This window comes from Janthinobacterium sp. ROICE36, assembly GCF_002869965.1.
Classification (GTDB): Bacteria; Pseudomonadota; Gammaproteobacteria; order Burkholderiales; family Burkholderiaceae_D; genus Janthinobacterium.
Map to the genome: position 1 here is coordinate 1 of NZ_PEBS01000022.1, position 25,548 is coordinate 25,548.

General features: G+C 62.7%; 24 protein-coding genes and 2 pseudogenes. 12 read left to right on the plus strand and 14 right to left on the minus strand.

Annotated features, from left to right (window positions below; translation table 11 throughout):
• Positions 1-247, plus strand: a pseudogene (locus CSZ94_RS11295) (IS630 family transposase); the annotation flags it as partial.
• Positions 248-261: 14 nt separating this feature from the next.
• Here the strand turns inward: CSZ94_RS11295 and ylqF are convergent.
• Complete coding sequence (ylqF, locus tag CSZ94_RS11300; protein WP_102121594.1) at positions 262-1,209, minus strand: ribosome biogenesis GTPase YlqF; 948 nt, start codon at positions 1,207-1,209, stop codon at positions 262-264.
• 200 nt (positions 1,210-1,409) lie between these two features.
• On the opposite strand from ylqF, the gene CSZ94_RS11305 reads away from it, so the two are divergent.
• Both CSZ94_RS11305 and CSZ94_RS11310 read left to right on the plus strand, forming a co-directional pair.
• Positions 1,410-2,207: a hypothetical protein gene (locus tag CSZ94_RS11305; RefSeq protein WP_146009785.1), complete on the plus strand. Its 798-nt coding sequence runs from the start codon at positions 1,410-1,412 to the stop codon at positions 2,205-2,207.
• A 151-nt stretch (positions 2,208-2,358) separates the two neighbouring features.
• Positions 2,359-2,751, plus strand: coding sequence for a hypothetical protein (locus CSZ94_RS11310; RefSeq protein ID WP_146009786.1), 393 nt, complete (start codon positions 2,359-2,361; stop codon positions 2,749-2,751).
• On the opposite strand, the gene CSZ94_RS11315 is transcribed toward CSZ94_RS11310, so the two are convergent.
• Positions 2,752-3,678 carry a histone deacetylase family protein gene (locus tag CSZ94_RS11315; protein WP_102121597.1) on the minus strand — a complete coding sequence of 309 codons (927 nt, stop codon included), beginning with the start codon at positions 3,676-3,678 and terminating at the stop codon, positions 2,752-2,754.
• A 244-nt stretch (positions 3,679-3,922) separates the two neighbouring features.
• Here CSZ94_RS11315 and CSZ94_RS11320 point away from each other — a divergent pair, with 244 nt between their 5' ends.
• The 5 genes from CSZ94_RS11320 (at position 3,923) to CSZ94_RS11340 (ending at position 9,781) form a co-directional block, all read left to right on the plus strand.
• Positions 3,923-4,831: an AAA family ATPase gene (locus tag CSZ94_RS11320; RefSeq protein WP_102121598.1), complete on the plus strand. Its 909-nt coding sequence runs from the start codon at positions 3,923-3,925 to the stop codon at positions 4,829-4,831.
• A gap of 5 nt (positions 4,832-4,836) precedes the next feature.
• On the plus strand, positions 4,837-5,826 hold the full coding sequence (locus CSZ94_RS11325; protein WP_102121599.1) for a DUF58 domain-containing protein: 990 nt from the start codon (positions 4,837-4,839) through the stop codon (positions 5,824-5,826).
• Positions 5,823-7,856 (plus strand): transglutaminase TgpA family protein, encoded by a 2,034-nt coding sequence (locus tag CSZ94_RS11330; protein ID WP_102121600.1) that lies wholly within the window; start codon positions 5,823-5,825, stop codon positions 7,854-7,856. The genes CSZ94_RS11325 and CSZ94_RS11330 overlap by 4 nt, the downstream gene beginning before the upstream one ends.
• On the plus strand, positions 7,847-9,010 hold the full coding sequence (gene mltB, locus CSZ94_RS11335) for a lytic murein transglycosylase B (protein WP_102121601.1): 1,164 nt from the start codon (positions 7,847-7,849) through the stop codon (positions 9,008-9,010). Before CSZ94_RS11330 ends, mltB begins: the two co-directional genes overlap by 10 nt.
• A 438-nt stretch (positions 9,011-9,448) precedes the next feature.
• The gene (locus tag CSZ94_RS11340) at positions 9,449-9,781 is read left to right on the plus strand and encodes a hypothetical protein (RefSeq protein ID WP_034751784.1); all 333 of its coding nucleotides are present in this window, start codon (positions 9,449-9,451) and stop codon (positions 9,779-9,781) included.
• A 100-nt stretch (positions 9,782-9,881) separates the two neighbouring features.
• On the opposite strand, the gene cysM is transcribed toward CSZ94_RS11340, so the two are convergent.
• Entirely contained in the window at positions 9,882-10,784 is a 903-nt protein-coding gene (gene cysM, locus CSZ94_RS11345) for a cysteine synthase CysM (protein ID WP_102121602.1), read from the minus strand.
• 248 nt (positions 10,785-11,032) lie between these two features.
• On the opposite strand from cysM, the gene CSZ94_RS11350 reads away from it, so the two are divergent.
• Positions 11,033-12,796, plus strand: coding sequence for an FAD-dependent oxidoreductase (locus CSZ94_RS11350; RefSeq protein WP_102121603.1), 1,764 nt, complete (start codon positions 11,033-11,035; stop codon positions 12,794-12,796).
• Here the strand turns inward: CSZ94_RS11350 and CSZ94_RS11355 are convergent.
• The gene (locus CSZ94_RS11355) at positions 12,793-14,133 is read right to left on the minus strand and encodes a M28 family metallopeptidase (RefSeq protein ID WP_258000930.1); all 1,341 of its coding nucleotides are present in this window, start codon (positions 14,131-14,133) and stop codon (positions 12,793-12,795) included. The genes CSZ94_RS11350 and CSZ94_RS11355 overlap by 4 nt on opposite strands.
• Before the next feature lie 325 nt (positions 14,134-14,458).
• Between CSZ94_RS11355 and CSZ94_RS11360 the strand changes: the two genes are divergently transcribed.
• The 3 genes and pseudogenes from CSZ94_RS11360 to CSZ94_RS28635 all read left to right on the plus strand — a co-directional run.
• Positions 14,459-14,719: a hypothetical protein gene (locus tag CSZ94_RS11360; protein WP_102121604.1), complete on the plus strand. Its 261-nt coding sequence runs from the start codon at positions 14,459-14,461 to the stop codon at positions 14,717-14,719.
• 34 nt (positions 14,720-14,753) lie between these two features.
• Entirely contained in the window at positions 14,754-14,960 is a 207-nt protein-coding gene (locus CSZ94_RS28630; protein ID WP_258000931.1) for a hypothetical protein, read from the plus strand.
• Between the two features lie 265 nt (positions 14,961-15,225).
• Positions 15,226-15,321 (plus strand): annotated as a pseudogene (locus tag CSZ94_RS28635) (hypothetical protein); the annotation flags it as partial.
• A gap of 103 nt (positions 15,322-15,424) precedes the next feature.
• On the opposite strand, the gene CSZ94_RS11370 reads toward CSZ94_RS28635, so the two are convergent.
• The 10 genes from CSZ94_RS11370 to CSZ94_RS11415 all read right to left on the minus strand — a co-directional run bounded on the left by CSZ94_RS11370 (position 15,425) and on the right by CSZ94_RS11415 (position 25,545).
• Positions 15,425-16,087: a ComEA family DNA-binding protein gene (locus tag CSZ94_RS11370; protein ID WP_102121606.1), complete on the minus strand. Its 663-nt coding sequence runs from the start codon at positions 16,085-16,087 to the stop codon at positions 15,425-15,427.
• A gap of 173 nt (positions 16,088-16,260) precedes the next feature.
• Positions 16,261-17,214 (minus strand): D-glycero-beta-D-manno-heptose-7-phosphate kinase, encoded by a 954-nt coding sequence (rfaE1, locus tag CSZ94_RS11375; protein ID WP_102121607.1) that lies wholly within the window; start codon positions 17,212-17,214, stop codon positions 16,261-16,263.
• Complete coding sequence (locus tag CSZ94_RS11380; protein ID WP_102121608.1) at positions 17,211-18,578, minus strand: UDP-glucose dehydrogenase family protein; 1,368 nt, start codon at positions 18,576-18,578, stop codon at positions 17,211-17,213. Before CSZ94_RS11380 ends, rfaE1 begins: the two co-directional genes overlap by 4 nt.
• Before the next feature lie 79 nt (positions 18,579-18,657).
• A complete protein-coding gene (gene lapB / locus CSZ94_RS11385; protein ID WP_102121609.1) occupies positions 18,658-19,833 on the minus strand; it encodes a lipopolysaccharide assembly protein LapB in 1,176 nt (391 codons plus the stop codon).
• A 46-nt stretch (positions 19,834-19,879) separates the two neighbouring features.
• Positions 19,880-20,182 (minus strand): LapA family protein, encoded by a 303-nt coding sequence (locus CSZ94_RS11390; RefSeq protein WP_102121610.1) that lies wholly within the window; start codon positions 20,180-20,182, stop codon positions 19,880-19,882.
• A gap of 241 nt (positions 20,183-20,423) precedes the next feature.
• On the minus strand, positions 20,424-20,729 hold the full coding sequence (locus CSZ94_RS11395) for an integration host factor subunit beta (protein WP_008446215.1): 306 nt from the start codon (positions 20,727-20,729) through the stop codon (positions 20,424-20,426).
• 17 nt (positions 20,730-20,746) lie between these two features.
• Positions 20,747-22,459 (minus strand): 30S ribosomal protein S1, encoded by a 1,713-nt coding sequence (gene rpsA / locus CSZ94_RS11400; protein ID WP_071650172.1) that lies wholly within the window; start codon positions 22,457-22,459, stop codon positions 20,747-20,749.
• A gap of 118 nt (positions 22,460-22,577) precedes the next feature.
• Entirely contained in the window at positions 22,578-23,246 is a 669-nt protein-coding gene (gene cmk / locus CSZ94_RS11405; protein ID WP_102121611.1) for a (d)CMP kinase, read from the minus strand.
• Positions 23,247-23,262: 16 nt separating this feature from the next.
• Positions 23,263-24,618, minus strand: coding sequence for a 3-phosphoshikimate 1-carboxyvinyltransferase (gene aroA / locus CSZ94_RS11410; RefSeq protein ID WP_102121612.1), 1,356 nt, complete (start codon positions 24,616-24,618; stop codon positions 23,263-23,265).
• 18 nt (positions 24,619-24,636) lie between these two features.
• Positions 24,637-25,545 carry a prephenate dehydrogenase gene (locus CSZ94_RS11415; RefSeq protein WP_180977436.1) on the minus strand — a complete coding sequence of 303 codons (909 nt, stop codon included), beginning with the start codon at positions 25,543-25,545 and terminating at the stop codon, positions 24,637-24,639.
• Positions 25,546-25,548 lie beyond the last annotated feature (3 nt).

Below are 25,548 nucleotides of genomic sequence, written 5' to 3' on the forward strand. Positions count from 1 at the left end.
CACGCCGACGTCCGCCTCCTGGCTCAACATGGTCGAGCGCTTCTTCCGCAGTTTGACAACGGATCGACTCCAGCGCGGAGTCTTTCGTAGCGTCCATGAACTGACCGTCGCAATCCATGAATATATTGCGGCCCATAATCAGAATCCGAAGCCGTTTGTATGGACCGCCAAGGCTAACGACATCCTGCAAAAAGTGATCCGTGCCAATCGGAGGCTTAGTTCAAAGAATAACGAAGCACTACACTAGCGGCTTTTAGTGAATTATGTGCCGCGCTTGCCGCGCGCCGAATTCCTGGCCTTTTCGGCCGCAATCTCTGCCGCTTTCGCCGCTTTTTCCGCCATCTCGGCCGCGTGCAGGGCCAGCAGGGCCGCGCGCGTATCCGGCGTTTCCAGCGAGATGCGTCCCAGGATGCCGCTGCGGTAGTCGAGCAGCAAGGTATGCGAGGCTTTCTCGAAATCGTAGTCGCCGCCCTTGATGCGGAAGCCACGCTTGGCGGCGATGCCCTCGACCACGCCAATGGCATCGACTTCGCCGACCTTGGTGCCGTAGCGGGCCGTCAGCAAATCCGGATAGCGCTTGAGCAATTCTTCGGCCAGGAACACGGCCACTTCCTCTTCGATCAGCGCATTCGAGCCGATGGCGTGGCTGGCCGCCAGCATCAGGCCGTCGCTGGGGATGGCGATCTTCGGCCACAGCATGCCGGGCGTGTCGACCAGGATGGTGTTCTTGTCGAGGTACAGCTTTTGCTGCATTTTGGTGACGGCCGGCTCGTCGCCCACCTTGGCCACGCGCTTTTTCAGCAGCGCGTTCATCAGGGTCGACTTGCCCACGTTGGGAATGCCCATGATCATGATGCGCAGCGGCTTGGTCGGCACGCCGCGGTGCGGCGCCAGCGATTTTGCCAGGTCAGGAATGCGCGCCACGTCGCCCGGCTTCTTGGTCGTCATCGCATACGCGGTCACGCCTTCCTGGGCATTGAAATAGGCCACCCAGGCGGCAGTGGCGGCCGGATCGGCCAGGTCGGTCTTGTTGAGGATCTTCAGGCAAGGGCGCTGGCGGAACAGGCGCAACTCGTCCACCATGGGATTGCAACTGGCCGCCGGCAGGCGCGCGTCCACCACTTCAATCACCAGGTCGGTATTTTCCATGGTCTCGGCCGCTTTCTTGCGGGCCGCGTTCATGTGTCCTGGGTACCATTGTATCGCCATGCTCTTGCCTTCAGTTCGTTCAGTCAATCCGCTATTTTACGTGGTTGCCGCCACGACGTCCCATTTTCCACCGCCAGCGCCAGCCGTGCGACGCGGACGAGACAATTGGTGATAATTTAGCAGTTACTTGAATGGTAATATCCGCAGTCCGTCCAGCCTGGCCGGTTTCCCTATTGCAAGCTCAACCTGGCACGCATTCCATGCATCTTCCCCGTTTTTTCCTTCTTGCCCCCCTTTGCGCCTGCCTGCTGCCCGCCATGGCCCAGGAACAAGCGGTGGCGCCTGGCGACACGGCCAGCCAGGCAATGCAGCAGCTTGTCAGCGTGCAAGGCACGCGCGATCCCGATTTGCGCCCTTACCGCACCATGCTCAAGGGACTCGACGCGTATGCCGACCACCAGCGCCTGGCGCCGGGCGCGCCGCTGCGCTTCATGCTGATCCCCGCCACGCCCCAGGTCAGGCTCGATGGCGTGACCCTGCACCTATCGGCCGACAAGCTGTCGATCCCCGTCCTCCTGGCGGCGGACGGTGGCTTCACCTTGACGCGCGACAAGACCGCCTACGACGCGAATGCCGACCTGGTCAGCAACAAGAAGCGCGACACCCTGCGCTGGCGCGCCGACATCCACACGCCGGGCCTGCCCCAGAACGTGCGCCGCCTGGGCGACTTGCGCCTGGAATGCGAAATCCGCTGGGCCGTCGAGCAGGATGACCTGCCCTTTGTCCGGCGCAACTTGTTCCGCCTGGCGGGCGGACCCTGCAACTCGTCGTTGATATACGTGCCGTTTCCCGTGGCGCGCAAGCTGCTTGCCGTGCAGGCACGCTCGGGCGAGCGCATCCTGGACATCCGCGTCACGCATGACCGGCAACGCTACGTGCCGCCCTTGCATGACGTGAGCTGGGACGACAATACCCTGCTGACCCTGACCTACGCCGACGATGAAAAAATGGCCGAAGCCGCCCCCGCAGCGCCCTTGCCGGCAGCACAGCGCCAGTAAGGCGAGCGTGGGCAGCCATGTAAAATATTTCCATATGGATTTTTATATTCACTGAAAGAAACAAAAAAGTATGCTCTAATATCGCCTCTTAAATGAAAAGCAATTATTTTCCAGGCTGGCTAGGGGAGATACGCGATGGGGATAGGTCGATATGATGAAGGAACACACTGGCATGGCGCCAGCGGCACACGCGCAATGCGAAGGCGCCAGCCCGCGCCCCGCCAAAGCGGCGCCCAAGCGGGTACCGCGCAATGCCAGCATGCAGCAGTGGAAGAAGCAATGCCGGCAGTTGCAGGGGCAGGTGGCGCAGTTGGAAGAGCGCCTGAAACGCCAGAGCGCCGACAGCTATGGCTTGCAAATGCTGTATGACCAATTGGTCAATGAAATCAAGCACCACCGCGACATGTTGCAGCTCGACAGCTTCGACGCGGATAAATCATCGCTCGTCTACACGCAAGCCTGGCGCCGCTTCATGGCCGGCGACGCACTCGATTACCAGACGCACCGCCATACCAATTCCCGCAGCCGTCCGAGTTTGCTTTAATTACAGCTCCGCCAGCGCCTTCACATGCGCCGCCACGCTACGGCCCAGGGACGACAAGTTGTAGCCCCCTTCGAGGCAGCTGACGATGCGGCCCTTGGCATACTGATTGGCCACAGCCATCATCTGCTGCGTCAGCCACGTGTAGTCGGCCTCCACCAGGCCCATGCCACCCACGTCGTCTTCGCGGTGGGCATCGAAACCGGCAGAAATGAAAATCATCTGCGGCTGCTGCCGGTGCAGCGCCGGCAGCCAGTGGTCGAGCACCAGCTGGCGCACGGCATCGCCCTTCGAGCGGGCCGGCACGGGCACGTTGACGCGCGTGTCGGTGTAGGACTCGACATCGCTGTACGGATAAAACGGGTGCTGGAAAAAGCTCACCATCAGGATGCGCGGATCATTTGCCACGGATTCGGCCGTGCCATTGCCATGGTGCACGTCAAAGTCGACGATGGCGACTCTGTCGAGGCCCCGCACGTCGAGTGCATGCTTGGCGGCGATGGCGACATTGTTGAACAGGCAGAAACCCATGGGTTCGCTGGGCCGCGCATGGTGGCCGGGCGGGCGGATCGCGCAGAAGGCATTGCTGATCTCGCCATCGATGACGGCATCCGTGGCCGCCACGGCCGAACCAGCAGCGGCCAGCGCCGCCTCATAGCTGTGCGCGTTGAGCAGGGTATCGCCGTCGAGCGGATAGTACTCGCCCTCCAGCGGTACATTGTCGCGCACCAGGCCGATGGCCGTGGCGTTGTGGTTGCGCTCGATATCGGACAATTGCGCGCGCACGCCGTCGCGGTGCTCGACCAGGTCGCTGATATGCGCGAGGATCAATTGATCATTGATGGCCTGCAAGCGGGCCGGCGATTCTGGGTGCCAGTCGCCCATTTCGTGGCGCTGGCAATCGGGATGGGTATAAATGGCTGTGCTCATGCGCTGTACTGGTTACCTCTGTCTCTGCTCTCTATCCATACCGGGAACGCGCACCGAAGTTACCGCAGCGCATTCCTGCCTGCCTGGCGCGTTCTCGCATAAAATCACTGGCTGGTCTGTGCCGCCCTTGCCGCCTTTGCTGTCACGCTAATCTACCACGAGCGCGCAGCAAGCGGGCAGCGCCGTTTGACCTGGCCAAAGCGATTGTAAATTAAATAATCCCACGCATTGCGATAAAAATAACATGTTTTCGAAAATACACCAGGCCGCACAGCAGATCGGCGAAGTTCTCGTCGGCAAACACTTGCAGATCCGCCAGACCCTCGCCTGTGTCCTGGCGGGTGGCCACCTGCTGATCGAAGACGTGCCCGGCGTAGGGAAGACCACGCTGGCGCATGCGCTGGCCATCTCGCTGGGCCTGCAATGGAAGCGCCAGCAATTTACCAGCGACCTGCTGCCCGCCGACGTGGCTGGCATGAGCGTGTATGACCGCGCCAGCGCCAGTTTCATCTTCCACCCCGGCCTCCTGTTCACGCAAGTACTGCTGGCCGACGAGATCAACCGCGCCACGCCGAAGACGCAATCGGGCTTGCTGGAAGCGATGGAAGAGCGGCAAGTGACGCTCGATGGCGTCACGCACGCGCTGCCGCAGCCGTTTTTCGTCATCGCCACGCAAAACTGCGCGCACCAGCTGGGAACCTTTCCCCTGCCCGAATCGCAACTCGACCGTTTTCTCATGTGCGTCACGCTCGGCTACCCCGATGCGCCCGCCGAACGGGCGCTGCTGCTGGGCGCTGACCGCCGCGCCATGCTGCACACCTTGCCGGCCGTGATGAACGCGGAGGCATTGCTGCAGGCGCAAGCGGGCCTGCGCGCCATCCACGCCTCGCCCGCCGTGGTCGACTACGTGCTGGCCCTCGTGCATGCCACCCGCGTGCCCGGCGTCTTTGCCGATGGCCTCAGCCCGCGCGCCGCGCTGGCCCTGGTGCAGGCGGCGCGCGCCTGGGCCGCCCTGGCCGGACGCGACCACGTCACGCCCGACGATGTGCAAGCCGTGCTGCTGCCTGTCTGCGCCCACCGTCTGCATGCGGCGCAAGGGACCACGGACAGCCGCGCGCTGCTGCAGCATCTGCTGTTGAGCATCCCCGTCTGAGCGGCATGCGCTGGCGCACTATTCCATGGCTGCCGGCGCGCCCCTGGCTGGGCGCGCAGCGCGTGCACATCCGCCCCTCGCGTGCGGGCCTGGCATTTGCCGCGCTACTGCTGGCGCTGTGGGTCGCCGCCGTCAATGAGCGCCTGGGCCTGGGCTATGCGCTGACGTATTTCGCGGCCGCCAGCGCCATCGCCGACATGCTGTTTAGCAGCCGCAACCTGGCGGGACTGTCGCTGGCGGCCACGCCGGGCAACCCCGTGTTTGCGGGCAGTCACGCCTTGTTCACCTTGCGCCTGATCAATCGCAGCACCCGCCCGCGCCATGCGATCCGCCTGGCGGCGCGCGGCGCGTCGGCAGTGCCCGGCCTGGCCGATATCGCCGCCCACGGGGAAACAGCCGTCAGCATCGGCGTGCCGACGCAGCAACGGGGATGGCTTATTGCGCCAGCCGTGCGCCTGTCCGGCAGTTTTCCACTGGGCCTGTTTGTTGCCTGGTGCCATTGGCAGCCCGAGGCGCGCGTGCTCGTGTATCCACGCCCCGAGCAAGATGCGCCGCCGCTGCCCTGGCTGACCGGCACAGTACGGCAGGCCAGCCAGCCAGGCTCGGGCGGCGGCGCCCTGGAACTGGTGGGCGTGCGCGCCTACCAGCCCGGCGACGCCTTGCGGCGCCTGGCCTGGCGCCAGATCGCCCGCCATGACGGCGAGCATTTGTTCAGCAAGCAATTCCAGCCTGGCGCCGACGCACCAAAGAGTGCAGCCCCCAGCGGCGGCATGCTCGACCACGCGGACCTGCACGCGCTGGCGCCGGAAACGCGCCTGTCCCGCCTGGCCGCCTGGGTGCTGCTGGCGGAACGCACGGGCCTGCCGTATGGCTTGCGCCTGGGTGTGCTGACTTTGGCACCGGCCCTGGGTGCCAGCCAGCGCGACGCCTGCCTGCGCGCGCTGGCCCTGCATGGTTCGCAGCACGATTTGCCGCCAGCGCAGGGGACGCCATGAAAGCCTGGCTGAGCGGCTTGCCGCGCGAAAAGGCCGACATCCTGCTGCTGTTGCTGGCCGCCGCCATGGTGCTGGCGCCGCACGCACTACACCTGCCCGCGTGGTTGTCGATAGCGACAGCGGCACCGCTGCTGTGGCGCGCCATCATTACCGTGCGGGGCCGGCGCCAGCCCCCGCTAGCCCTGCTCGTGCCGCTGGCCTTGCTGGGCATCGCCGGCGTGTACGCCAGTTATGGCACGCTGCTGGGACGCGATCCCGGCGTGGCCATGCTGGCCCTGCTGCTGACCTTGAAATCGCTGGAAATGCATGGCCGGCGCGACAATTTTGTCTTCGTTTTCCTCAGTTTTTTTTTGCTGTTGGCCAATTTTTTTCATGCGCAAGACATCCTCAGCGCCGCCTGGATGCTGGCGACTGTCATCGTCCTGCTGGCCGTCCTGCTGTCGGCCCAGTACGGCACGCTGCAGCCCCGCCTGGCGCAAAGGCTAGGCTTGCTGGGGCGCATGCTGGCGCTGGCCATTCCCCTGTCAGCCGTGATGTTTCTTGCCGTGCCGCGTCCCGACGGCCCCCTGTGGGGTGCGCCGCACGAGGGCGCGCAGGCGCGCACGGGCTTGTCGGACAGCATGCAAGCGGGCGCCATCGCCTCGCTGGCCCTGTCCGGCGAGCCCGTCTTCACGGCCCGCTTTTCCACGCCGCTCCCGCCGCAAGACCAGTTGTACTGGCGCGGCGTGGTGCTGGGCGACTACGATGGCGCCACCTGGACGCGCAGGGGCGCGGACCGGCGCACGCCTGCCAGCGACAGCCGGATAGACATCAGCCTGGAAGGCCAGCCCAGCCACTACGAAGTGACCTTGCAAGCGAGCGGCCAGCGGCGCATCTTCGCCCTCGACCTGCCGCGCAGCATCGAACGCTTGCCCGGCAACCCCTACGTCGTCTCGTCCGCGCTGGAAGTGCTGACCATACAAGCCATTACTTCGACCGTGCGTTATCGCGTCAGTTCCCAGCCCCGCTACCGGCTGCAGGCAGGCTTGTCGCCTGAACAGCAGCAGCCATGGCTGGCCTTGCCCGCTGGCAGCAACCCGCGCAGCGTGGCCTGGGCCCGCGCCCTGCGCGGCAGCGGCGCGCAGATGCTGGCCCCCGCCAACGCCATCGCCGCCGTGCTCGATCACTTCCGCCGCGCGCCCTTCCGCTACACCCTGCAGCCACCGCTGCTGGGCAAGCAAGGCGTCGACGACTTCCTGTTTACCACGCAGGCGGGCTTTTGCGAGCATTACGCGGGCAGCTTCGTCGTGCTGATGCGCGCCATGGGCATCCCCGCGCGCGTCGTCACGGGCTACCAGGGCGGCGCACGCAACACTGACGGCGGCAGCCCCAGCCTGACTGTGCGCCAGTCCGATGCCCATGCCTGGAGCGAAGTGTGGCTGGCGGGCCGGGGCTGGGTGCGCGTCGACCCCACCAGCGCCGTCGCGCCCCTGCGCACCGAGCGCAACCTGGACGCCGCCCTGCTGGCGTCGCCGTCGCCGTCGCCGCTGACGGCCTGGCGCGCCCTGGCCGGCCTCGATGGCGGCGCACACGGGGCGCTTGCCGCATGGCGCCAGCAATGGCAGCAGGCCGAGCACGACTGGAGCCGCTGGGCGCTCGACACCACGCCACAGCGCCAGCGCGCCATGCTCGACAGTTTGAACAAGCTGCCGGCGACGACCCTGGCACTCGCCTGCGCCGTGCTGGCCCTGCTATCCGCCGCAGCTGGCGCACTGGTCTGCTGGCGGCAAGCGCGGCAGGGCGATCCGCTCGACGCCCTGTACCTGCAGTTTTGCCACCAGCAAGCGCGGCGCGGCCACAGCCGTGCGCCGCATGAAGGGCCGCACGGTTATGCTGCGCGCCTGGCAGCAGGCAAGGCCACACCCGAGGCGCACGCCGCCATTGCACAGTTTCTGGCAATCTATGCTGCGATGAAGTATGGTAATGCCAACCCAGACGAACTATCCCGCGCGCGGCGCAGCTTGCGCCGCCTGTTAACCCAATGCCGATGAGACGCTCCTTGTTACCGATCAAAACCTCCGCCCTGTCCCTGCTCCTCTCCCTTCCCCTGTGCCTGGCGACCGCGCACGCAGGCGAAAACAACAACATTTCCGCCGCCGACCGCGCCCGTGCCGTGCGCGCGGCCAAGGCGCCACCCGCCAAGGCGACAGCCAAAAAAGCACCGGCGAAATTCGACTTCGAAGGCGAATTTGTCGACTATGCCAACTGGAAAGAAGTACGCGCCTTCCTCGACGAAATGTCCGCCAAGCATGGCTTTGACCGCGCCGAGCTCGATACCCTGATCGGCAAGGTGCGCTATGTCGATTCGACCGTGCAGTTGATGAAGCCGGCGCCGCCGGGCAAGCCGAAGAACTGGCAAGCTTACAGCGCCCGCTTCATCGAGCCGGTGCGCATCAATGCGGGCGTGAAATTCTGGGAAGAGAACGCCGAAGCGCTGGCGCGCGCCGAACGCGAATATGGCGTGCCGGCCGAGATCATCGTCGGCATCATCGGCGTGGAAACCGTGTACGGACGCAACACGGGCCGTTTCCGCGTGCTCGACGCGCTGACGACCCTGGCGTTTTCCTATCCGGAAAGCCCGACGCGCGCCGCGCGCATGGAATTTTTCAAGGGCGAACTGGAAAACGCGCTGCTGTACGCACGCAAGGATGGCATCGATCCACTGACCCTGCTCGGCTCGTATGCGGGCGCCATCGGCCTGCCGCAGTTCATGCCCAGCAGCATCATGAAATATGCGGTGGACTTCGATGGCGATAGCCACATCGACCTGCGCAATTCCAAGGCCGATGCCATCGGCAGCGTGGCGCATTTCCTCGTCGAACACGGCTGGCGCCGCGATGACCCGGCCATCAGCACATATCGCGTCACCGTCTCGGCCAACCACGCCTGGGAAAAATTCATCGGCCAGGGCTTGCAAGCCACGTACCGGCTGGAAGAATTGCAGGAGGCCTGCGTGACTACCGTCTCGCCCACGCCCCGGAACATGTTGTTCGGCTTGATCGATCTGCAAAATGGTTCCGAAGCAACTGAGTATTACTTGGCAAGCAATAACTTCTTTGCTATAACTCAATACAATAGAAGTTATTTTTATGCCATGTCAGTGATTGACTTGGGCAAGGCCATCAGTCAAGTGCGCGCACGCTAACCAAAAGTCAGTGTAAAGTTATAATATTACTTGTAAGAAAGCGTAAGCGATGTTGAAGCGACCAGAAAACAAGTCTATGGTAGTGCCGATAACATATGCCAGCCTTGCTCGCCAGCCTTTGTGCGGCACGGAATACAGAAATGGTTTTATACTTAACTTTTGTCAAAGTACAATTTTTGTTCTATCATAGAGCATAATAAAGAATAAATAGCTGTTGCAACAAGACAACACCTATTTTATACAAAGCAAGATTGCAGAGCTTTCCGGACTGAAATGGAATCCTGTTGTACAATTGTGTATATATCATGAAAAACTGTATCCCGGATCGTACCGTGTGTGAATTTGTTCCTTTTAGTAAAGAATGAACATGAACGCAGCAAGAGCGAGCTCCGAGTGTTTTTTACTTTGCAGTGCAACTACAGAAGGAACATTAACATCATGACAAATCAAGTCGGCATTGATATGAATAGCGATTCGGACTCCGACGATCTGCTCCAGTACAACCCAAACAGATTGCTCGATACCCTGATCGAAAACCTGCGCCTGAAAAACGACGCAGCGCTGTCGCGCGCGCTGGAAGTCGCGCCACCAGTCATCAGCAAAATCCGTCACCACCGCCTGCCCGTCGGCGCATCGCTGCTGATTCGCATGCACGAAGTGAGCGACCTGAGCATCCGCGACCTGCGTTACCTGATGGGTGACCGTCGTAACAAATTCCGCATCAGCGACAAGCAATTCAAGCCAAAAGAAGGCGAAACGCCACAAGGCTGATCCTGCCAGTTTCGCAGGCTTTCCCTCCCCGCCATGGGGAGGGGGTATTTCCGGTAGTTCTCAGGCCGTTCTGGCCGATATTATTTTCCCGTATTAACGATCAAGCAGGAAACACGCCGGTGGACAAGTAACGGTCGCCGCGGTCGCAGACGACGAACACGATGGTCGCGTTTTCCACCGTTTGCGAGATGCGCAGCGCGATTTCGCAGGCGCCGGCCGCCGAGATGCCGCAGAACAAGCCTTCTTCCGCCGCCAGACTGCGCGCCATGCGCTCAGCCACACCCTGGCTCACGTATTCCACCTGGTCCACGCGCGACTTGTCGTAAATTTTCGGCAAGTACGCTTCCGGCCATTTGCGGATGCCGGGAATCTGCGAACCGTCCTCGGGCTGTGCGCCGATGATCTGGATGGCGCGATTCTGTTCCTTCAAATAGCGCGACACGCCCATGATGGTGCCCGTCGTGCCCATGGCGCTGACGAAGTGCGTGACCTGACCATTGGTATCGCGCCAGATTTCCGGTCCCGTGCTTTCATAGTGTGCGCGTGAATTATCTTCGTTGGCGAACTGGTCGAGGATCACGCCGCGGCCATCCTTTTGCATTTGCTCGGCCAGGTCGCGCGCATATTCCATGCCGCCCGTCTTCGGCGTGAGCAGGATGTCGGCGCCATAGGCGGCCATGCTCTGGCGGCGCTCCACGCTGAGATTGTCTGGCATCAAGAGCAGCATCTTGTAGCCGCGCAAGGCGGCGGCCATGGCCAGCGCGATGCCCGTATTGCCGCTGGTGGCCTCGATCAGGGTATCGCCTGGCTTGATGACGCCGCGCTCTTCAGCGCGCTTGAGCATGGACATGGCTGCGCGGTCCTTCACGGAGCCGGCCGGGTTGTTGCCTTCCAGCTTGCCGAGGATGACGTTGTTGCGCGCAATCGCATCGGCGCCCGGCAAGCGCGTCAGTTGCACCAGCGGAGTATTGCCTATCGTATCTTCAAGTGTCTTGTAAGCCATCGTGTCTGTTTGAGTCATTTCAACAAAGACCCATTCTAATATGAGATGCTGGACGGCGTATGGCTAAAAGCCGTTGCTCCGCCAGGCAGCCCGCGCTGCGGCCACCCGCACGCCAGGCCGCATGGCGCCTGGCTTTGCGCCCTGCCAAGGTGGCCACGTGCGGCGCACCAGCGGGCCGCGCGCGCATGCGCTAGACTCGTGGCGGTTAGTTATTTTAGTAATTTGCTTATTCAATCAATGGATCAGTCATGAGCAGCAGCGCACCCGAATTCATCCCCGAAACCACGCAGGACGATGCCGTCCAGGCCAGCAGCCTCGATATCCAGGGCCGCATGCACCAGATTTCCCCCGTCTTCACCGAAGCGGAACTGCGCCGATTGCAACGCTATGGCAAGGTTTGTCACCATGCGGACGGCGCCACCCTGTTCGAGGCGGGCAGCAGCAGCTTCGGCATGCTGGTCATCCTCGCGGGCCACGTCGCCGTCACGCGCCACGAAGGTCTGGGCCGCACCTCGCTGATGCGCGAAATCGGCCCCGGCTATTTCATCGCCGAAGTGGCGCAGCTGTCGGGCCGCCCCGCCCTCGTCAACGGCCATGCCGTGGGCGACGTGGATGTGCTCGTCATCAGCTCGGAATCCCTGCGCGCGCTGATCGTGGCGGAAGCTGAAATGGGCGAGCGCATCGTGCGTGCCCTGATCCTGCGCCGCGTGGCCTTGATCGAAGTCAATTCGGGCGGCCCCGTGCTGGTGGGCCCCCGCAGCAATGGCAATCTGTTCCACCTTCAAAGTTTTCTATCGAGCAACGGCCACCCGCACACGGTGCTGGACCCGGCCAACGATGCGGCTGCCGCTGCGCTGGCCGCACGCTACCAGCCCACGCCACAGGAGTGGCCGCTGGTCGTTTGTCCCGACGGCAAGGTCATGAAAAACCCCGGCAATGCGGAACTGGGACGCTGCCTGGGCATGCTTCCCGATTTGTCCGGCGACAATATCTTCGACGTGCTGGTGGTGGGCGCCGGACCTGCCGGCCTGGCCACGGCCGTGTATGCCGCATCCGAGGGCCTGACCGTTCTGGCGCTGGAGCAGCGCGCATATGGCGGCCAGGCGGGCGCCAGCGCACGCATCGAAAACTATCTGGGCTTTCCCACCGGTATTTCCGGCCGCGCGCTGGCGGGACGCGCCTATGTGCAGGCGCAAAAGTTCGGCGTCGAAATCGCCACCCCGGCCAGCGCCGCCAACTTGCTGTGCGATACCTGGCCCCTGCGCGTCAAGCTGTGCGACGGCACGCAGGTGCGCGCCCGCACGGTGGTACTGTCCTGCGGCGCGCGCTACCGTCGGCCCTCGCTGGCCAACCTGAAAACGTATGAGGGACGGGGCGTGTATTACTGGGCCTCGCCCATCGAAGCCAAGCTGTGCAAACAGGAAGAGATCATCCTGGTCGGCGGCGGCAATTCGGCCGGCCAGGCGGCCGTGTTTCTCTCAGGCCACGCGGCCAGGGTCCACATGGTGATCCGCGGCGAAGGGCTGGCGGCCAGCATGTCGAGCTATCTGATCGAGCGCATCGCCGCCACGCCCAACATCACCGTGCACACGCACACGGAAATCATCGCCCTCGAAGGCGACGAGGATGGCTTGACGGGCGCCCGCTGGCGCAACAAGCAGACCGGTGAAGAGTGCGATTGCGCCGTGCGCCGCGTGTTTCTCTTCGTCGGCGCCGATCCGAACACGGACTGGCTGCACGACTGCGCCGTGGCCGTCGACGAACAGGGCTTCATCCGCACGGGCTTCGACGTCACGCGCGCGGAATGCCGCGCCCATGGCCACGACCACGCCGAGTATCGAGCGGACTTGCCCGAGCGCGCCGCGCTGGAAACGAGCGTGCCGGGCGTGTTCGCCATCGGCGACGTGCGGGCCGGCTCGACCAAGCGCGTGGCCGCCGCCGTGGGCGAAGGCGCGGCGGTCGTTTCCCAGATCCACGGTTTTCTGGCGCGCCTGCCCGTCAACAACGTCTAGCGCAAGGCTGTGGGGTAGCTTGCCACGCTGACATTGCCATCCTTGTCGACGGCCTGGACACCGAAGAAATAGTTGTCTTTCGATAACTTCAGCCTTGCTTGCGTGACATTGCCTACATCCTGCGCGCCCTGCCACTGGTCTGCCGTGGTGGCGCGCCACACGATGCGGTAGCCGGCCAGGTCCGGCTCCGTATTTGGCTGCCACTGCAGCGAGGTGGCGTTTTCCAGCTGGGCCGTGCGCATCTGCACGCCGGCGGGCGCGGCAGGTGCCAGGGCCAGCGAAGCGAGGGCCGCCGCATTCACCCTCGCCACTTTCGCCACGTAATCATAGTCAACGAATTGCGGCAAGTCGCCATACTGTACGCCGTTTTCCACGCGCACGTCCTGATGTTGGTGGGCAAAATCCTCGTTCGGTTCCGTGAAGCGCAGCGCAGCGTAACCTTGTGCGAGGAAGGGCATATGGTCGCCGCCGCGCAGGTAGCGGTCGGCACGCTGGATCACGTTGACTGTAAAGCCCGGCACGTAGCGCTCGCCCACCTGTTTCACATGGCGCGCCAGCTGGCGCGAGATGGAATCATTTTCTCCGCCCGTCGCCACCAGGGCGCGCACGCCATCGCTCATTTCCTTCACGGCAGGGATACCCTCGGCAAACAGGCGCACCTGGCCACCATCGATCCTGCCGTCTTCGGCGCGCGAACTACCGATGATGTCGTTATTGAGCATGCCGGCGATGTTGAGCTTTTTCAGCTTCGCCTGCTGCGCCCAATGGCCGGAACCCAATAACCCCTGTTCCTCGGCCGCCACCGCCATGAAGACGAGGGTGGCGTCGAACTGGTAGCGCGCCATCACGCACGCCATCTCGATCACGGCCGCCGTGCCCGAGGCGTCATCGTTGGCGCCGGGCGCGTTGCCCTGCGCATCCATCACGTCGGTGGCGCGCGAATCGTAGTGGCCGCTGACAACATAGATGCGCTCGGCAGACTGCGGCTGGCTGCCTGGCAGAGTCGCCACTACATTGACGATTTCCGTCGGGCGCGCAATGCGCTTCGACACGGGCGCCACATGGCTGTCGAACGCCACCTGCAGCCGTCCGCCCGCCTGCGCACCGCAACGCTCCAGCTCCTCCTTGATCCAGCGCCTGGCCGCGCCGATGCCGCGCGTGTCGGACACGGTATCGGACATGCTGTGGCGCGTCTGAAAGCCCACCAGCTTGCGCACATGCGCCTCGATGCGCTGCGGCGAGATGGCGGCCACCACCTGCCGTATCTGCTGCTGCGCCGGTTCGGCGCCCGGCGCCGCCGCCACGCCCGCCGACAGCATGGCTGCCGTCATTGCCATCAAAATCCTTGCCATGCGTGCTTCCCCCGACGATTGTTTGAGCTGGTCATTCTCGCATTTTTGACGCCAGGCAAGCATGTTTCCGGATGAAAATCGCGCATGATAGAAACGATTACAATCGGCTCGTTCCCGTTGCGCTCACGAAAGACAGCGCATACGCCAGCCCATCCTCCCCCCGCAGCGGCAATACGCGGACGGTCCGCTGACGGTGCGCCGCATAGGCATCAAATTGTTGCTGGCCACGCTGCTTGCCATGCTCAGCATCGCTGCCCTGTAAAGCTACGGGCGTTTCGCCGATCGCTCGCTGGCGGAACCAGGCACGGCCTTGCCCGCGACAGCCGGCGCCACACTGCTCGTCCGCGTGCTGGCGCCGCAACGGATGCACCGCCCGGGTCGCAGCCTGGGCCTGCAATTCCACATCTGGCATCACGACGTGACAGGGCGCCTGCTGGTGCGCGTGTTGTTCGACGATATCAACGCGCGCAGCCAGGACGCTGCGATCCTCGCGCTCGACAGCCCCCTGCCGAGCGACGTGCGCATCGTCAATCCAGGCCGCAAGCGCGACGCTATCTGCTTGCGCGCATAGCGTGGCCCTGCGCGCCGTCAGCCTGAACCGGCGCATGCACAACAAGGTCTCGATGGTCGACGGCAGGGTCGCCCTCGTCGGCGGGCGCAATATCGGCGATGACTATTTCGATGCCTCCGAGCAAGTCAAGTTCGAGGATACCGATCTGCTGTCGGTGGGCGCGCCCGAACTGCAGGCTGTGCGCGCCGCCTCGATGCGCTCACGGGCGAAGTGGGCACTTCGCCCTATCTGCGGCAGCTGAGCGATGCGCACCAGTTGCAAGCCCACCTCGATGGCCGCTTGCGCCTGCACGGGAGCGCGCAGGTGCAAGTGCTGTCGGACCCGCCGGAAAAAGCCGCCCGCGTGGCCAGTTTGCAGCGCAGCGAGCACTGGCTCATGCACAGCTTGCCGCCCCTGCTGACGCAGGCGCGCGAGGAAGCGCTGCCAGGTCCTGCTCGACGGCGGCATCTGGCTCCCTGCACCGCAAGCACATCAGCCTGCTGGGGTCGAGCCGCGCCAGCCTGCATATCAAGGCCGTGGTGGTCGATGGCCAGCGGGGCATCGTCGCTTCTTTCAACCTCGATCCCCGCTCGGCCCAGCTCAACACGGAAATGGGCGTGCTGTTCAACGATGCGGCGCAAAAAAACCCCGCGCGGCCGGTACCACGCGGGGTTTTCTTCTCGTACGGCGCGGCACCACCACGCGATACGCTTTACAGCAACACGCTTACTTTTTCTCGGCTTCAGCCTTCTTCGCATCGGCTGCAGCCAGCTTCGCTTCTTTCTTCGCGGCAGCGGCAGCGGCCTTGGCTTCTTTCTTGGCCGCAGCAGCTTCCTTCTTCGCTTCCACAGCGCTCTTCACAGGCGCGGCGCCATCGGCTGCAGGAGCGGCAGCCTTGGCAGCGGCTGCTTCTTTTTTGGCGGCAGCAGCGGCGGCCTTGGCTTCTTTCTTCGCGGCAGCCGCTTCTTTTTTCGTTTCAGCGGCTGTCTTGGCTGGCGCCGCAGCGGTATCGGTCGCAGCAACTGGCTTCGGTGCGGCTTCTTTCGCTGCAACTTCCTTCACAGCAGTGTCCTTTTTTGTCGGGGCAGCTTTCGCCACCGGGGCCGCTGGGGCGCCGGACTTGGCCTGACCATTCACCTGCAAACCCGCTTCCGACAGTTTCAAGGAACTTTTCGGCCCGATGCCCTTCACGCGGCTTTCAAAATCGGCCCAATCCTTGAAGGCGCCGCCCTTGGCGCGTTCATCGACGATGGCTTTCGACGTGACGGGGCCGATGCCCTTGACGCTGTCGAGTGCCGCCTGATCCGCCTTGTTGACATCGACCTGGGCAAAGGCAAAGCCCATCGTCGCGATCAGGGTGACGATGGCCAGTAGTATTTTTTTGAACATGGGTATCTCTCCGTGATGTGGTTTCAAGATGACTCGAACGCAAGGGAAGAGCAGCGCCTTAACGGCTTTAACGCCTGTGGCGTGATACGGTTGACAAGACGGGGCAGCGGAAGGAGGGGAAAACCTGCGCCAGATCAAACGAGGCGGCGCAGGTAGAAGGGGAATGCAGGGGATTATTGTGGGAACAGCTCTTCGCGGGTGACGGTGGCCGTGCCCAGCTTGCCGACGACGATGCCGCCAGCCCGGTTGGCCGTGCGCACGGCGTCACCGAGGCCCATGCCGGCGCCCAGCATGGCCGCCATGGTGGCGATCACCGTATCGCCGGCGCCAGAGACGTCGAACACTTCGCGCGCATCGGTCGGCATGTGCAGCACCTCGTCGGCCGTGTACAAGCTCATGCCTTCTTCCGAACGCGTCAGCAGCAAGGCTTCCAGGCCCAGTTGCGCGCGCATCTGCTGCGCGCGCTCCGTCAATTGCTCTTCCGTATTCCAGTTGCCGATCACGCGACGCAGTTCGGACTTGTTCGGAGTGAGCACTGACGCTCCCGCATAGCGGCTGAAATCATCGCCTTTCGGGTCGACCATGACGATCTTGCCGGCGGCCTTGGCAGCCCTGATCATCTCGGCGACATTCACCAGGCTGCCCTTGGCGTAGTCCGACAGGACCACCACGTCGTAGTGCGGCAAGAGGGCATTAAACTGCGCCAGCTTGTCGCGCAGCACCGTATCGCTGGGCGCATCCTCGAAGTCGATGCGCAGCATTTGCTGCTGGCGGCCGATCACGCGCAGTTTGATGATGGTGGAAATGGCCGCATCGCGCTGCAAATAGCTGTGAATGCCGCCGCCTTCGAGCAGGCGCTCGACCTGGCTGCCGGCCTCGTCGTCGCCGACCACGCCCAGCAAGCTCGTCTTCGCTCCCAGCGCGGCCGCGTTGCGCGCCACGTTGGCCGCGCCACCCAGGCGCTCTTCGCGCTTCTCGATGCGCACGATGGGCACGGGCGCTTCCGGCGAAATACGGCTGACATCGCCGAACCAGTAGCGGTCCAGCATCACATCGCCCACCACCAGCAGGCGCACCTGGGCCAGTGCGGCCGGCGCCGTCAAGGCTGCCACCTCGTGGGTGCTCATGCGCGCGTCAGGATCGAGCGACCGATCCCGTGGTATTCGATGCCATTCTCGGCCATGACGGCCGGCTCGAACAGGTTGCGGCCGTCAAAGATCACGGCCTGCTTCAGGCGCGCCTTGACCTGCTCGAAGTCGGGGCTGCGGAAGGCTTTCCATTCAGTCACGATGACCAGCGCATCGGCGTCTGTCAGCGCATCCTTCGGACTGTCGGCAAAGCGCACCCTTGTTAATTGCTCCGGCGTCAAGTCCAGTTGCAGCACGCGACGCGCCTCGGCCATGGCAACCGGGTCGTACACGGCTACCGTGGCGCCCCGCGCCAGCAAGTCCGCCAGCAGGACGCGGGCCGACGCTTCGCGCATGTCGTCCGTATTCGGCTTGAAGGCCAGTCCCCATACGGCAAAATGCCGGCCCGTCAAATCTTCGCCGAAGCGAGCGACCACTTTGCGTCCCAGCACCTGCTTCTGCTGGTCGTTGACGGCTTCTACGGCACGCAGGATCAGCAATTCCTGGCCGTAGCCGCGCGCCGTGCGCTCGAGCGCCTGCACGTCTTTCGGGAAGCAGGAACCGCCGTAGCCGCAGCCCGCGTACAGGAAGCTGTAGCCGATGCGCGGGTCGGAACCGATGCCGTGGCGCACGGCCTCGATGTCGACACCCACCTTGTCGGCCAGATTGGCCAGTTCATTCATGAAGGAAATACGCGTGGCCAGCATGGCGTTCGCCGCATACTTCGTGAATTCGGCCGAGCGCACATCCATCCAGTAGGTGCGCTCGTGGTTGCGGTTGAACGGCGCGTACAGGCTTTTCAGCAATTCGCGCGCACGCTCGCCGTCCGGTGTGGCATCGACGCCGATGACGATGCGGTCGGGGCGCATGAAGTCTTCGACGGCCGCGCCTTCCTTGAGGAATTCCGGGTTCGACGCCACCGAAAACGTGGCGGCCACGCCGCGCGCGTCGAGTTCGCCCTGGATGGCAGCGCGCACTTTTTCGGCCGTGCCGACGGGCACGGTGGACTTGTCGACGATGACCTTGAAGTCCGTCATGTACTTGCCGATGCCGCGCGCGGCCGCCAGCACGTACTGCAGGTCGGCCGAGCCGTCTTCATCGGGCGGCGTGCCGACGGCGATGAATTGCATCACGCCGTGCGCGGCGGCAGCCTCGACGTCGGTGGAAAAGGTCATGCGTCCGGCGGCGCGGTTGCGCGCCACGACTTCTTCCAGCCCCGGTTCATGGATGGGGATGCCGCCGCTGTTGAGCAAGGCTACCTTCTGTGCGTCCAGGTCGAGGCAAAAGACGTCGTTGCCCAGTTCCGCCAGGCAGGCGCCCGTCACGAGCCCTACATAGCCGGTGCCGATAATAGTGATTTTCATGGATGTACCGTATGGATAAAAAGCAGGTCTTACATAGAAGTACACGCCACATTGCTCAGGGCAAGGTGGCGTGTACGAATCAGTTCATGACATTGAGTTCTTCGGTGCGCCGCGGTGGATACGTTTCCCAGCGGTTGCAACCAGGGCAGTGCCAGTAGAATTGGCGTGCCTTGAAGCCACAGTGGCTGCACTGGTAGCGGGCCAGCTTTTGCGTATAGCCGTGCACGAGGTTTTTCACCATCGACAGCTCGGACCAGATGGCGGCAGGGGCATCCATCATGCGCGCCTCGAGCAGTTTATCCAGGCCCAGCAAGGTCGGCGTGCGGCGCAGCTCGGCGCTGACCAGCTGCTTCGCTGCTTCCACGCCGTCGAGCTCGATGACCGCCTTGAAGACCACTTCGATCAGGTCGATCGACGACGCCTCTTCCAGGTAGGAACGCAGCAGGTTGACGCCTTCCTGCGCGCGGCCCACCTTGGTGTAACCATCCATCAGGCGCTGTGCCACCAGGGCCACGTGCGGAACGCTTTGCTGCTCCACGCGGCGCCAGGTAGTCAGCGCGCCTTCCACGTCGCCGCGCGCCAGCAGCACGTCGCCCGTCAGGATGGTGGCGCGCACGCTCTTGCGGTCCGTCTGCAGGGCTTTTTCCAGCAGCGGCATGGCGTCGTCCGGCCTCATGTGTACCAGCGCGTCATGTGCCAGCTCGCAATAGAACTGGGCGATTTCCTTCTGGCGCGCTCCGGCGCCCGATTCCTGCAAGCCCACGGCCGCTTCGATGGCGCGTGGCCATTCCTTTTCGCGCTGGTAGATTTCCAGCAGCGCGCGGCGCGCCTGGGCCGCATATTGCGTGTCGATCAGGCTATTGAAGGTTTCTTCGGCGCGGTCCAGCAAGCCCGCCTTCAGATAATCCATGCCCAGCTCATAGGCGGCATGACCTTGCTGTTCCAGCGGCAGGTCCGGGCGCGCCAGCAAATTCTGGTGCACGCGGATGGCGCGCTCCGTCTCGCCGCGGCGGCGGAACAGGTTGCCCAGCGCAAAGTGCATATCGGCCGATTCCGGGTCCAGCTTGACGACTTCGATGAAGGCATCGATGGCCTTGTCATGCTGCTCATTGAGCAGGAAATTCAAGCCCTTGAAGTAATTGCGCGGCAGGCTGCGCGATTCGGACACCAGTTGATGAATGTCAACACGCGCGGCAATCCAGCCCAGCGCGAAAAACACCGGGATACCCAAGAGCCACCAGAGTTCAAAATCCATGCGATTGTTTTTATTCGAGTAAGAGAGATAGGAGCGATGGCGCCGATTACTGCGCGCTTACGCTGTCCGGTTGCGGCTGGATATTGCTGGCCACGCCAACGATTTGCAACGCGGCAATGGTGGTTTTTTGCTTGCTCGCTTCGCGGCGGTGACGGAACACGGTCGGCGTCAGGGCCAATACGCCCAGGCTGGCGCCGGCGACAAAAAAGCCCAGCAGCATCAGGACCAGGGGGCCGCGAATTTCATAATTGAGGAAAACATGCAGGTCGACAACCTGCGCATTCTTCAGTGCAAAACTGAAGAACAGGACGAAAAGAACACAGCCAACGATGGTGGAGATGATTTTCATCGATAGGTCCAGAGTGAACAAAAAAATGCCCGTGCCGACATGGCACAAACGTAGGGTGCTGATCAAACCGTAGCGAGCGGCAGTGATTTGTGGCCGAGAAGCGCAACCGTACTGAAGTACGGTGAGCATCGCCGGCCGCAAAGCGCGAGGCGCAGTAGGTTTGAGCAGTGCTCTACAGCATATTAACAAAAAAAAGCGGCATCCAAGGACGCCGCTCTTTGTGTCGCCTTCCAGCAGACGATTAATCCTCGATGATCGGTTGCCCGACCATCGCGTCCACCCGCTCGCGCAACTGTTTGCCCGGTTTGAAATGCGGTACCCGTTTTTCAGGAACCATCACCTTGTCGCCGGATTTCGGGTTGCGGCCGATACGCGGGGGCCTGCTGTTCAGGGCAAAACTGCCAAAACCGCGGATCTCGATACGCTGACCGGTCGCCAGGGCGTTGGTCATCGCATCGAGAATGGTCTTGACGGCATACTCCGCATCTTTCGCCACCAGCTGAGAATAACGCTCAGCGAGGCGGTTGATCAGCTCGGACTTTGTCATCTGCCGTATCCGCAGTCTTAGTTCTTGTTATCGAACTTAGCTTTCAACAAGGCGCCCAGGCTGGTGGTGCCCGAAGCTGCGTTGTTGTCGGTAGCTGCCATCTTCTGCATGGCTTCCTGGGTTTCAACGTTGTCTTTCGCTTTGATCGACAGTTGGATACCACGGGCTTTGCGGTCGATGTTCAACACCATTGCTTCGACGGTATCGCCGACTTTCAGGTGCGTACCAGCATCTTCAACGCGGTCGCGCGAGATTTCGGAAGCGCGCAGGTAGCCTTCGACTTCTTCGGACAGTTGGATCACGGCGCCTTTAGGCTCAACCGATTTAACGGTGCCGGTGACCAGCGAGCCTTTGTCGTTCATGGCTGCGAAGTTGTTGAATGGATCACCTTCCAGTTGCTTGACGCCCAGGGAAACGCGCTCGCGCTCAACGTCGATGGCCAGAACGATGGCTTCCAGTTCGTCACCTTTCTTGAAGCGACGCACGGCTTCTTCGCCGGTTTCGGTCCAGGACAGGTCGGACAGGTGCACCAGACCGTCGATGTTACCGGCCAGGCCGATGAACACGCCGAAGTCGGTGATCGATTTGATCGCGCCGCGGACTTTGTCGCCCTTCTTGTGGGTCACGCCAAAGTCATCCCAAGGGTTGGCTTTACACTGTTTCATACCCAGCGAGATACGACGACGCTCTTCGTCGATTTCCAGAACCATGACTTCTACTTCGTCGCCCAGTTGGACAACTTTGTTAGGAGCAACGTTTTTGTTGGTCCAGTCCATTTCGGAAACGTGTACCAGACCTTCGATACCCTGTTCCACTTCAACGAACGCGCCGTAGTCGGTGAGGTTCGTGACTTTACCGAACAGACGGGTGCTTTGTGGGTAACGACGGGACAGACCGGTCCAAGGATCGTCGCCCAGTTGTTTCACGCCCAGCGAAACACGGTTTTTCTCTTGATCGTATTTCAGGACTTTGGCGGTGATTTCCTGGCCAACCGTCAGAACTTCCGACGGGTGACGTACACGGCGCCATGCCAGGTCGGTGATGTGCAGCAAGCCATCGATACCGCCCAGATCCACGAACGCGCCGTAGTCGGTGATATTTTTGACGACGCCGGTCACGACCGTGCCTTCTTTCAGCGTTTCCATCAGTTTCTGACGCTCTTCGCCCATCGAAGCTTCGATGACGGCGCGGCGGGACAGAACCACGTTGTTACGCTTGCGATCCAGCTTGATGACCTTGAATTCGAGGGTTTTGCCTTCGAATGGGGTGGTGTCTTTGACAGGACGGGTATCAACCAGCGAGCCCGGCAGGAATGCGCGGATGCCGTTGGTCAACACGGTCAGACCGCCTTTGACTTTACCATTGACGGTACCGACGACGATTTCGCCCGATTCCATCGCTTTTTCCAGAGCCAGCCACGAAGCCAGACGCTTGGCTTTATCGCGCGACAGGATGGTATCGCCGAAACCATTTTCCAGCGATTCGATCGCCACGGAAACGAAGTCACCAACTTTGACTTCCAGTTCGCCGTGGTCGTTCTTGAATTCTTCGACAGGGATGAATGCTTCGGATTTGAGGCCAGCGTTCACGATCACGAAATTGTGGTCGAGGCGCACGACTTCAGCGGAAATAACTTCGCCGGAGCGCATATCTTGACGCGACAACGATTCCTCGAAGAGCGCAGCAAAACTTTCCATACCGGTAGATTCGTTAGTTGTAACAGTAGACATAGGGTTCACACAGGTTATCCAGCAGAGATCGCACGACGCGACTTAAACTGGGTTAGGTTTTTGACACACCCGGACAGGCCAGGAGCCGTCAACGGGCACCACATAGCAGAACAACACGCTATTTTGCTGCAGCTGCATACCATTTCAACACGGTTTCAACGGCAACATCTGCCGTCATGGCCGAGGTATCGAGGACATGCGCCCCTTCCGCGGGGACCAGCGGCGCAATCGCACGGTGAGTATCACGTTCGTCCCGCGCCTGCAAATCCATCAGAAGGTCTTCCATATTAGCAGAAAAACCCTTGTCTATCAATTGCTTGTAGCGCCGTTGCGCGCGCGCCTCGACGCTGGCGGTGAGGAACACCTTCAATTGGGCATGCGGAAAGATCACCGTGCCCATGTCGCGTCCGTCGGCCACCAGGCCGGGGGTCTTGCGAAAACCCAGCTGCAAGCCCACCAGAGCCTGGCGCACCGTTGGCAGTACGGCAATCTTTGACGCCGTGTTACCCACTTCTTCGGCACGGATCTGCTCGCTGACGTTTTCCTGCGCCAGCAGGATCTCGCCGCCTGCAAAATGGCAGGGCAAGTGTTCGGCCAGCTTGGCCAGCGCGTGCTCGTCGCGCAAGTCCGTGCCGCGACGTAGCGCCGTCAGCGCCGTCAGCCGGTACAGCGCGCCCGAATCGAGGTAATGAAAGCCCAGCTTGTCGGCCACGCGGTGCGCCACCGTGCCTTTGCCGGAAGCGGTGGGGCCGTCGATGGCGATGACTGGAATGTTGGAGGTCGACATAGTATTAAACAATCAATTAAATCAGGGTGTCTTTGGCTATCCCCGCAAACGCGGCGAAATACTCGGGGAAGGTCTTGGCCACGCATTTCGGGTCGTTGATGCGCATGGCGTTGCCGCGGCGCGCGGCGCCATCGAGCGAGGCCAGCGAGAAGCACATGGCCATGCGGTGGTCGTCGTACGTGTCGATGGTGGCAGCCTGAATGTGCGCCGGCGGCGTCACGCGCAGGTAATCGGCGCCCTCTTCCACTTCCGCGCCCAGCTTGCGCAATTCCGTCGCCATGGCAGCCAGGCGGTCCGTCTCCTTCACGCGCCAGCTGGCGATATTGCGCAAGGTCGAAGTGCCATCCGCGTACAGGGCGGCCACGGCGATCGTCATGGCCGCATCGGGAATGTGGTTGAAATCCATGTCGACGGCCTTCAAGACGCCATTTGAACGGGCCTCGATCCAGTTTTCGCCCATGGTGATGGTCGCGCCCATCTGCTGCAAGGCTTCGACGAAGCGCACATCGCCCTGGATGCTGTCGCGTCCCACGCCCTCGACGCGCACGGGACCGCCGCCGATGGCGCCGGCCGCCAGGAAATACGAGGCCGACGAGGCGTCGCCTTCGACGTGGATGGTGCCCGGGCTTTGATACTGCTGGCCCGGCTGCACGGTAAACGACTGCCAGCCGTCCTGCTCGACCGTCACGCCGAAACGGCGCATCAGGTTCAAGGTGATCTCGCTGTAGGGCTTCGAGATCAGCTCGCCCGTGACGGCGATGGTCACCGCATGCTCGCGCGCCATCAGCGGTGCCACCATCAGCAGGGCCGTCAGGAACTGGCTCGACACGTTGCCCCGCACGGCGATGCGCTGCGCATGTATGTGGCCGCGGCGGATGCGCAGTGGCGGGAAGCCCTGCTCGCCCGTGTATTCTATCTGCGTGCCGACGGCGTTCAGCGCGTCGACCAGGTCGCCGATGGGGCGCTCGTGCATGCGCGACACACCGTGCAAGGTGTAGTCGCCGCCGATGACGGCCAGCGCCGCCGTCAGCGGGCGGATCGCCGTGCCGGCGTTGCCCATGAACAGGTCCGCCTCGTGATGCGGGAAGACGCCGCCGCAGCCTTCCACGTGGTGCACCTGGTGGGCCGTGGCCGGGTCGCCCGTCAATTCATCCTGCGTCCATTTGACGCCCAGCGAGGTCAATGCCGTGAGCATGACGAAGGTGTCGTCGGAGGCGAGCAAGTCGATGATTTTCGTCGTGCCCCTGGCCAGCGCAGCCAGCAGCAGCACGCGGTTGGAAATGCTTTTCGAGCCGGGCAAACGCACCGTGCCTTCGGCGTGCATCACCGGCGTCAAATCGATATGGTGGGGGTAGTGCTTGGTCTGGGTCATGCTGGAATCCTTGAGTATTTATTGTGCGGGCGCGGCTGGTATTTCCGCCGTTTCAATCGCCTCGTTCCATTGCTGGCGCGCGTGCTGGGCGTTCGCGTACACGCCCTCGATGGCGGCGCCGTCGTTGGCCGCCAGGTGGGCGCGCAAGGTCGTCAACTGCGCCAGGTAAGCGTCCAGTTCCTGCAGCAGCGCCGGCTGGTTGGCCAGGCTGATGTCGCGCCACATTTCCGGCGATGAGCCGGCGATGCGCGTAAAGTCGCGAAAGCCGCTGGCCGCATATTGAAACAGCAGGCCCGCGTGCGGTTTCCTGGCGATGTCGTCGACCAGCGCAAAGGCCAGCAAATGCGGCAGATGGCTGACGGCGGCAAACACCTTGTCATGTTCTTCGGGCGTCAAGGTGTGCACGATGGCGCCGCAGGCGCGCCACGCAGCCGCCACCCGTTCCACATCGACGGCACTATTTTCCGCCAGCGGCGTAAGCACCACTTTCTTGCCTTGATACAGATCGATGATGGCCGCATCGGGGCCATTCGTCTCGCGTCCCGCGATCGGGTGGCCGGGCACGAATTGCCCCAACTTGCCACCGAGAACCGAGCGCGCGGCCGCCACCACGTCGCTTTTCGTGCTGCCCGCGTCGGTGACAATGGTACCAGGCTGCAAATGCGGCGCGATGGATGCCAGAATGGCGCCCGTCTGCGCCACGGGCGCGGCCAGCAGCACCAGGTCGGCGCCAAGCAAGGCATCAGACAGGTCGCCGCCGATCTCGTCGATGATGCCCAGTTCGCGCGCGCGCGACAGCGAGGCCGATGAACGACCCATGCCAATCACCGTGCCGACCGCACCCGCGTGTTTCAAGGCGCGCGCAAACGAGCCGCCGATCAGGCCTACGCCGAAGATGACGATTTTTTTCAGTGCAGGCGTCGTCATATC

What these genes read in the sequence shown, in the direction of transcription:
- CSZ94_RS11350 (WP_102121603.1), top strand. Translation starts at nt 11,033, where the DNA reads ATGAGCAGCAGCGCACCCGAATTCATCCCCGAAACCACGCAGGACGAT.
- aroA (WP_102121612.1), bottom strand. Translation starts at nt 24,618, where the DNA reads ATGACCCAGACCAAGCACTACCCCCACCATATCGATTTGACGCCGGTG.
- CSZ94_RS11390 (WP_102121610.1), bottom strand. Translation starts at nt 20,182, where the DNA reads ATGAAAATCATCTCCACCATCGTTGGCTGTGTTCTTTTCGTCCTGTTC.
- CSZ94_RS11315 (WP_102121597.1), bottom strand. Translation starts at nt 3,678, where the DNA reads ATGAGCACAGCCATTTATACCCATCCCGATTGCCAGCGCCACGAAATG.
- CSZ94_RS11340 (WP_034751784.1), top strand. Translation starts at nt 9,449, where the DNA reads ATGACAAATCAAGTCGGCATTGATATGAATAGCGATTCGGACTCCGAC.
- CSZ94_RS11380 (WP_102121608.1), bottom strand. Translation starts at nt 18,578, where the DNA reads ATGAAAATCACTATTATCGGCACCGGCTATGTAGGGCTCGTGACGGGC.
- CSZ94_RS11395 (WP_008446215.1), bottom strand. Translation starts at nt 20,729, where the DNA reads ATGACAAAGTCCGAGCTGATCAACCGCCTCGCTGAGCGTTATTCTCAG.
- CSZ94_RS11325 (WP_102121599.1), top strand. Translation starts at nt 4,837, where the DNA reads ATGCGCTGGCGCACTATTCCATGGCTGCCGGCGCGCCCCTGGCTGGGC.
- CSZ94_RS11355 (WP_258000930.1), bottom strand. Translation starts at nt 14,133, where the DNA reads ATGGCAATGACGGCAGCCATGCTGTCGGCGGGCGTGGCGGCGGCGCCG.
- lapB (WP_102121609.1), bottom strand. Translation starts at nt 19,833, where the DNA reads ATGGATTTTGAACTCTGGTGGCTCTTGGGTATCCCGGTGTTTTTCGCG.
- rfaE1 (WP_102121607.1), bottom strand. Translation starts at nt 17,214, where the DNA reads ATGAGCACCCACGAGGTGGCAGCCTTGACGGCGCCGGCCGCACTGGCC.
- CSZ94_RS11330 (WP_102121600.1), top strand. Translation starts at nt 5,823, where the DNA reads ATGAAAGCCTGGCTGAGCGGCTTGCCGCGCGAAAAGGCCGACATCCTG.
- CSZ94_RS11320 (WP_102121598.1), top strand. Translation starts at nt 3,923, where the DNA reads ATGTTTTCGAAAATACACCAGGCCGCACAGCAGATCGGCGAAGTTCTC.
- CSZ94_RS11370 (WP_102121606.1), bottom strand. Translation starts at nt 16,087, where the DNA reads ATGTTCAAAAAAATACTACTGGCCATCGTCACCCTGATCGCGACGATG.
- ylqF (WP_102121594.1), bottom strand. Translation starts at nt 1,209, where the DNA reads ATGGCGATACAATGGTACCCAGGACACATGAACGCGGCCCGCAAGAAA.
- CSZ94_RS28630 (WP_258000931.1), top strand. Translation starts at nt 14,754, where the DNA reads ATGCACAACAAGGTCTCGATGGTCGACGGCAGGGTCGCCCTCGTCGGC.
- CSZ94_RS11305 (WP_146009785.1), top strand. Translation starts at nt 1,410, where the DNA reads ATGCATCTTCCCCGTTTTTTCCTTCTTGCCCCCCTTTGCGCCTGCCTG.
- cmk (WP_102121611.1), bottom strand. Translation starts at nt 23,246, where the DNA reads ATGTCGACCTCCAACATTCCAGTCATCGCCATCGACGGCCCCACCGCT.
- CSZ94_RS11415 (WP_180977436.1), bottom strand. Translation starts at nt 25,545, where the DNA reads ATGACGACGCCTGCACTGAAAAAAATCGTCATCTTCGGCGTAGGCCTG.
- mltB (WP_102121601.1), top strand. Translation starts at nt 7,847, where the DNA reads ATGCCGATGAGACGCTCCTTGTTACCGATCAAAACCTCCGCCCTGTCC.
- rpsA (WP_071650172.1), bottom strand. Translation starts at nt 22,459, where the DNA reads ATGTCTACTGTTACAACTAACGAATCTACCGGTATGGAAAGTTTTGCT.
- CSZ94_RS11310 (WP_146009786.1), top strand. Translation starts at nt 2,359, where the DNA reads ATGATGAAGGAACACACTGGCATGGCGCCAGCGGCACACGCGCAATGC.
- cysM (WP_102121602.1), bottom strand. Translation starts at nt 10,784, where the DNA reads ATGGCTTACAAGACACTTGAAGATACGATAGGCAATACTCCGCTGGTG.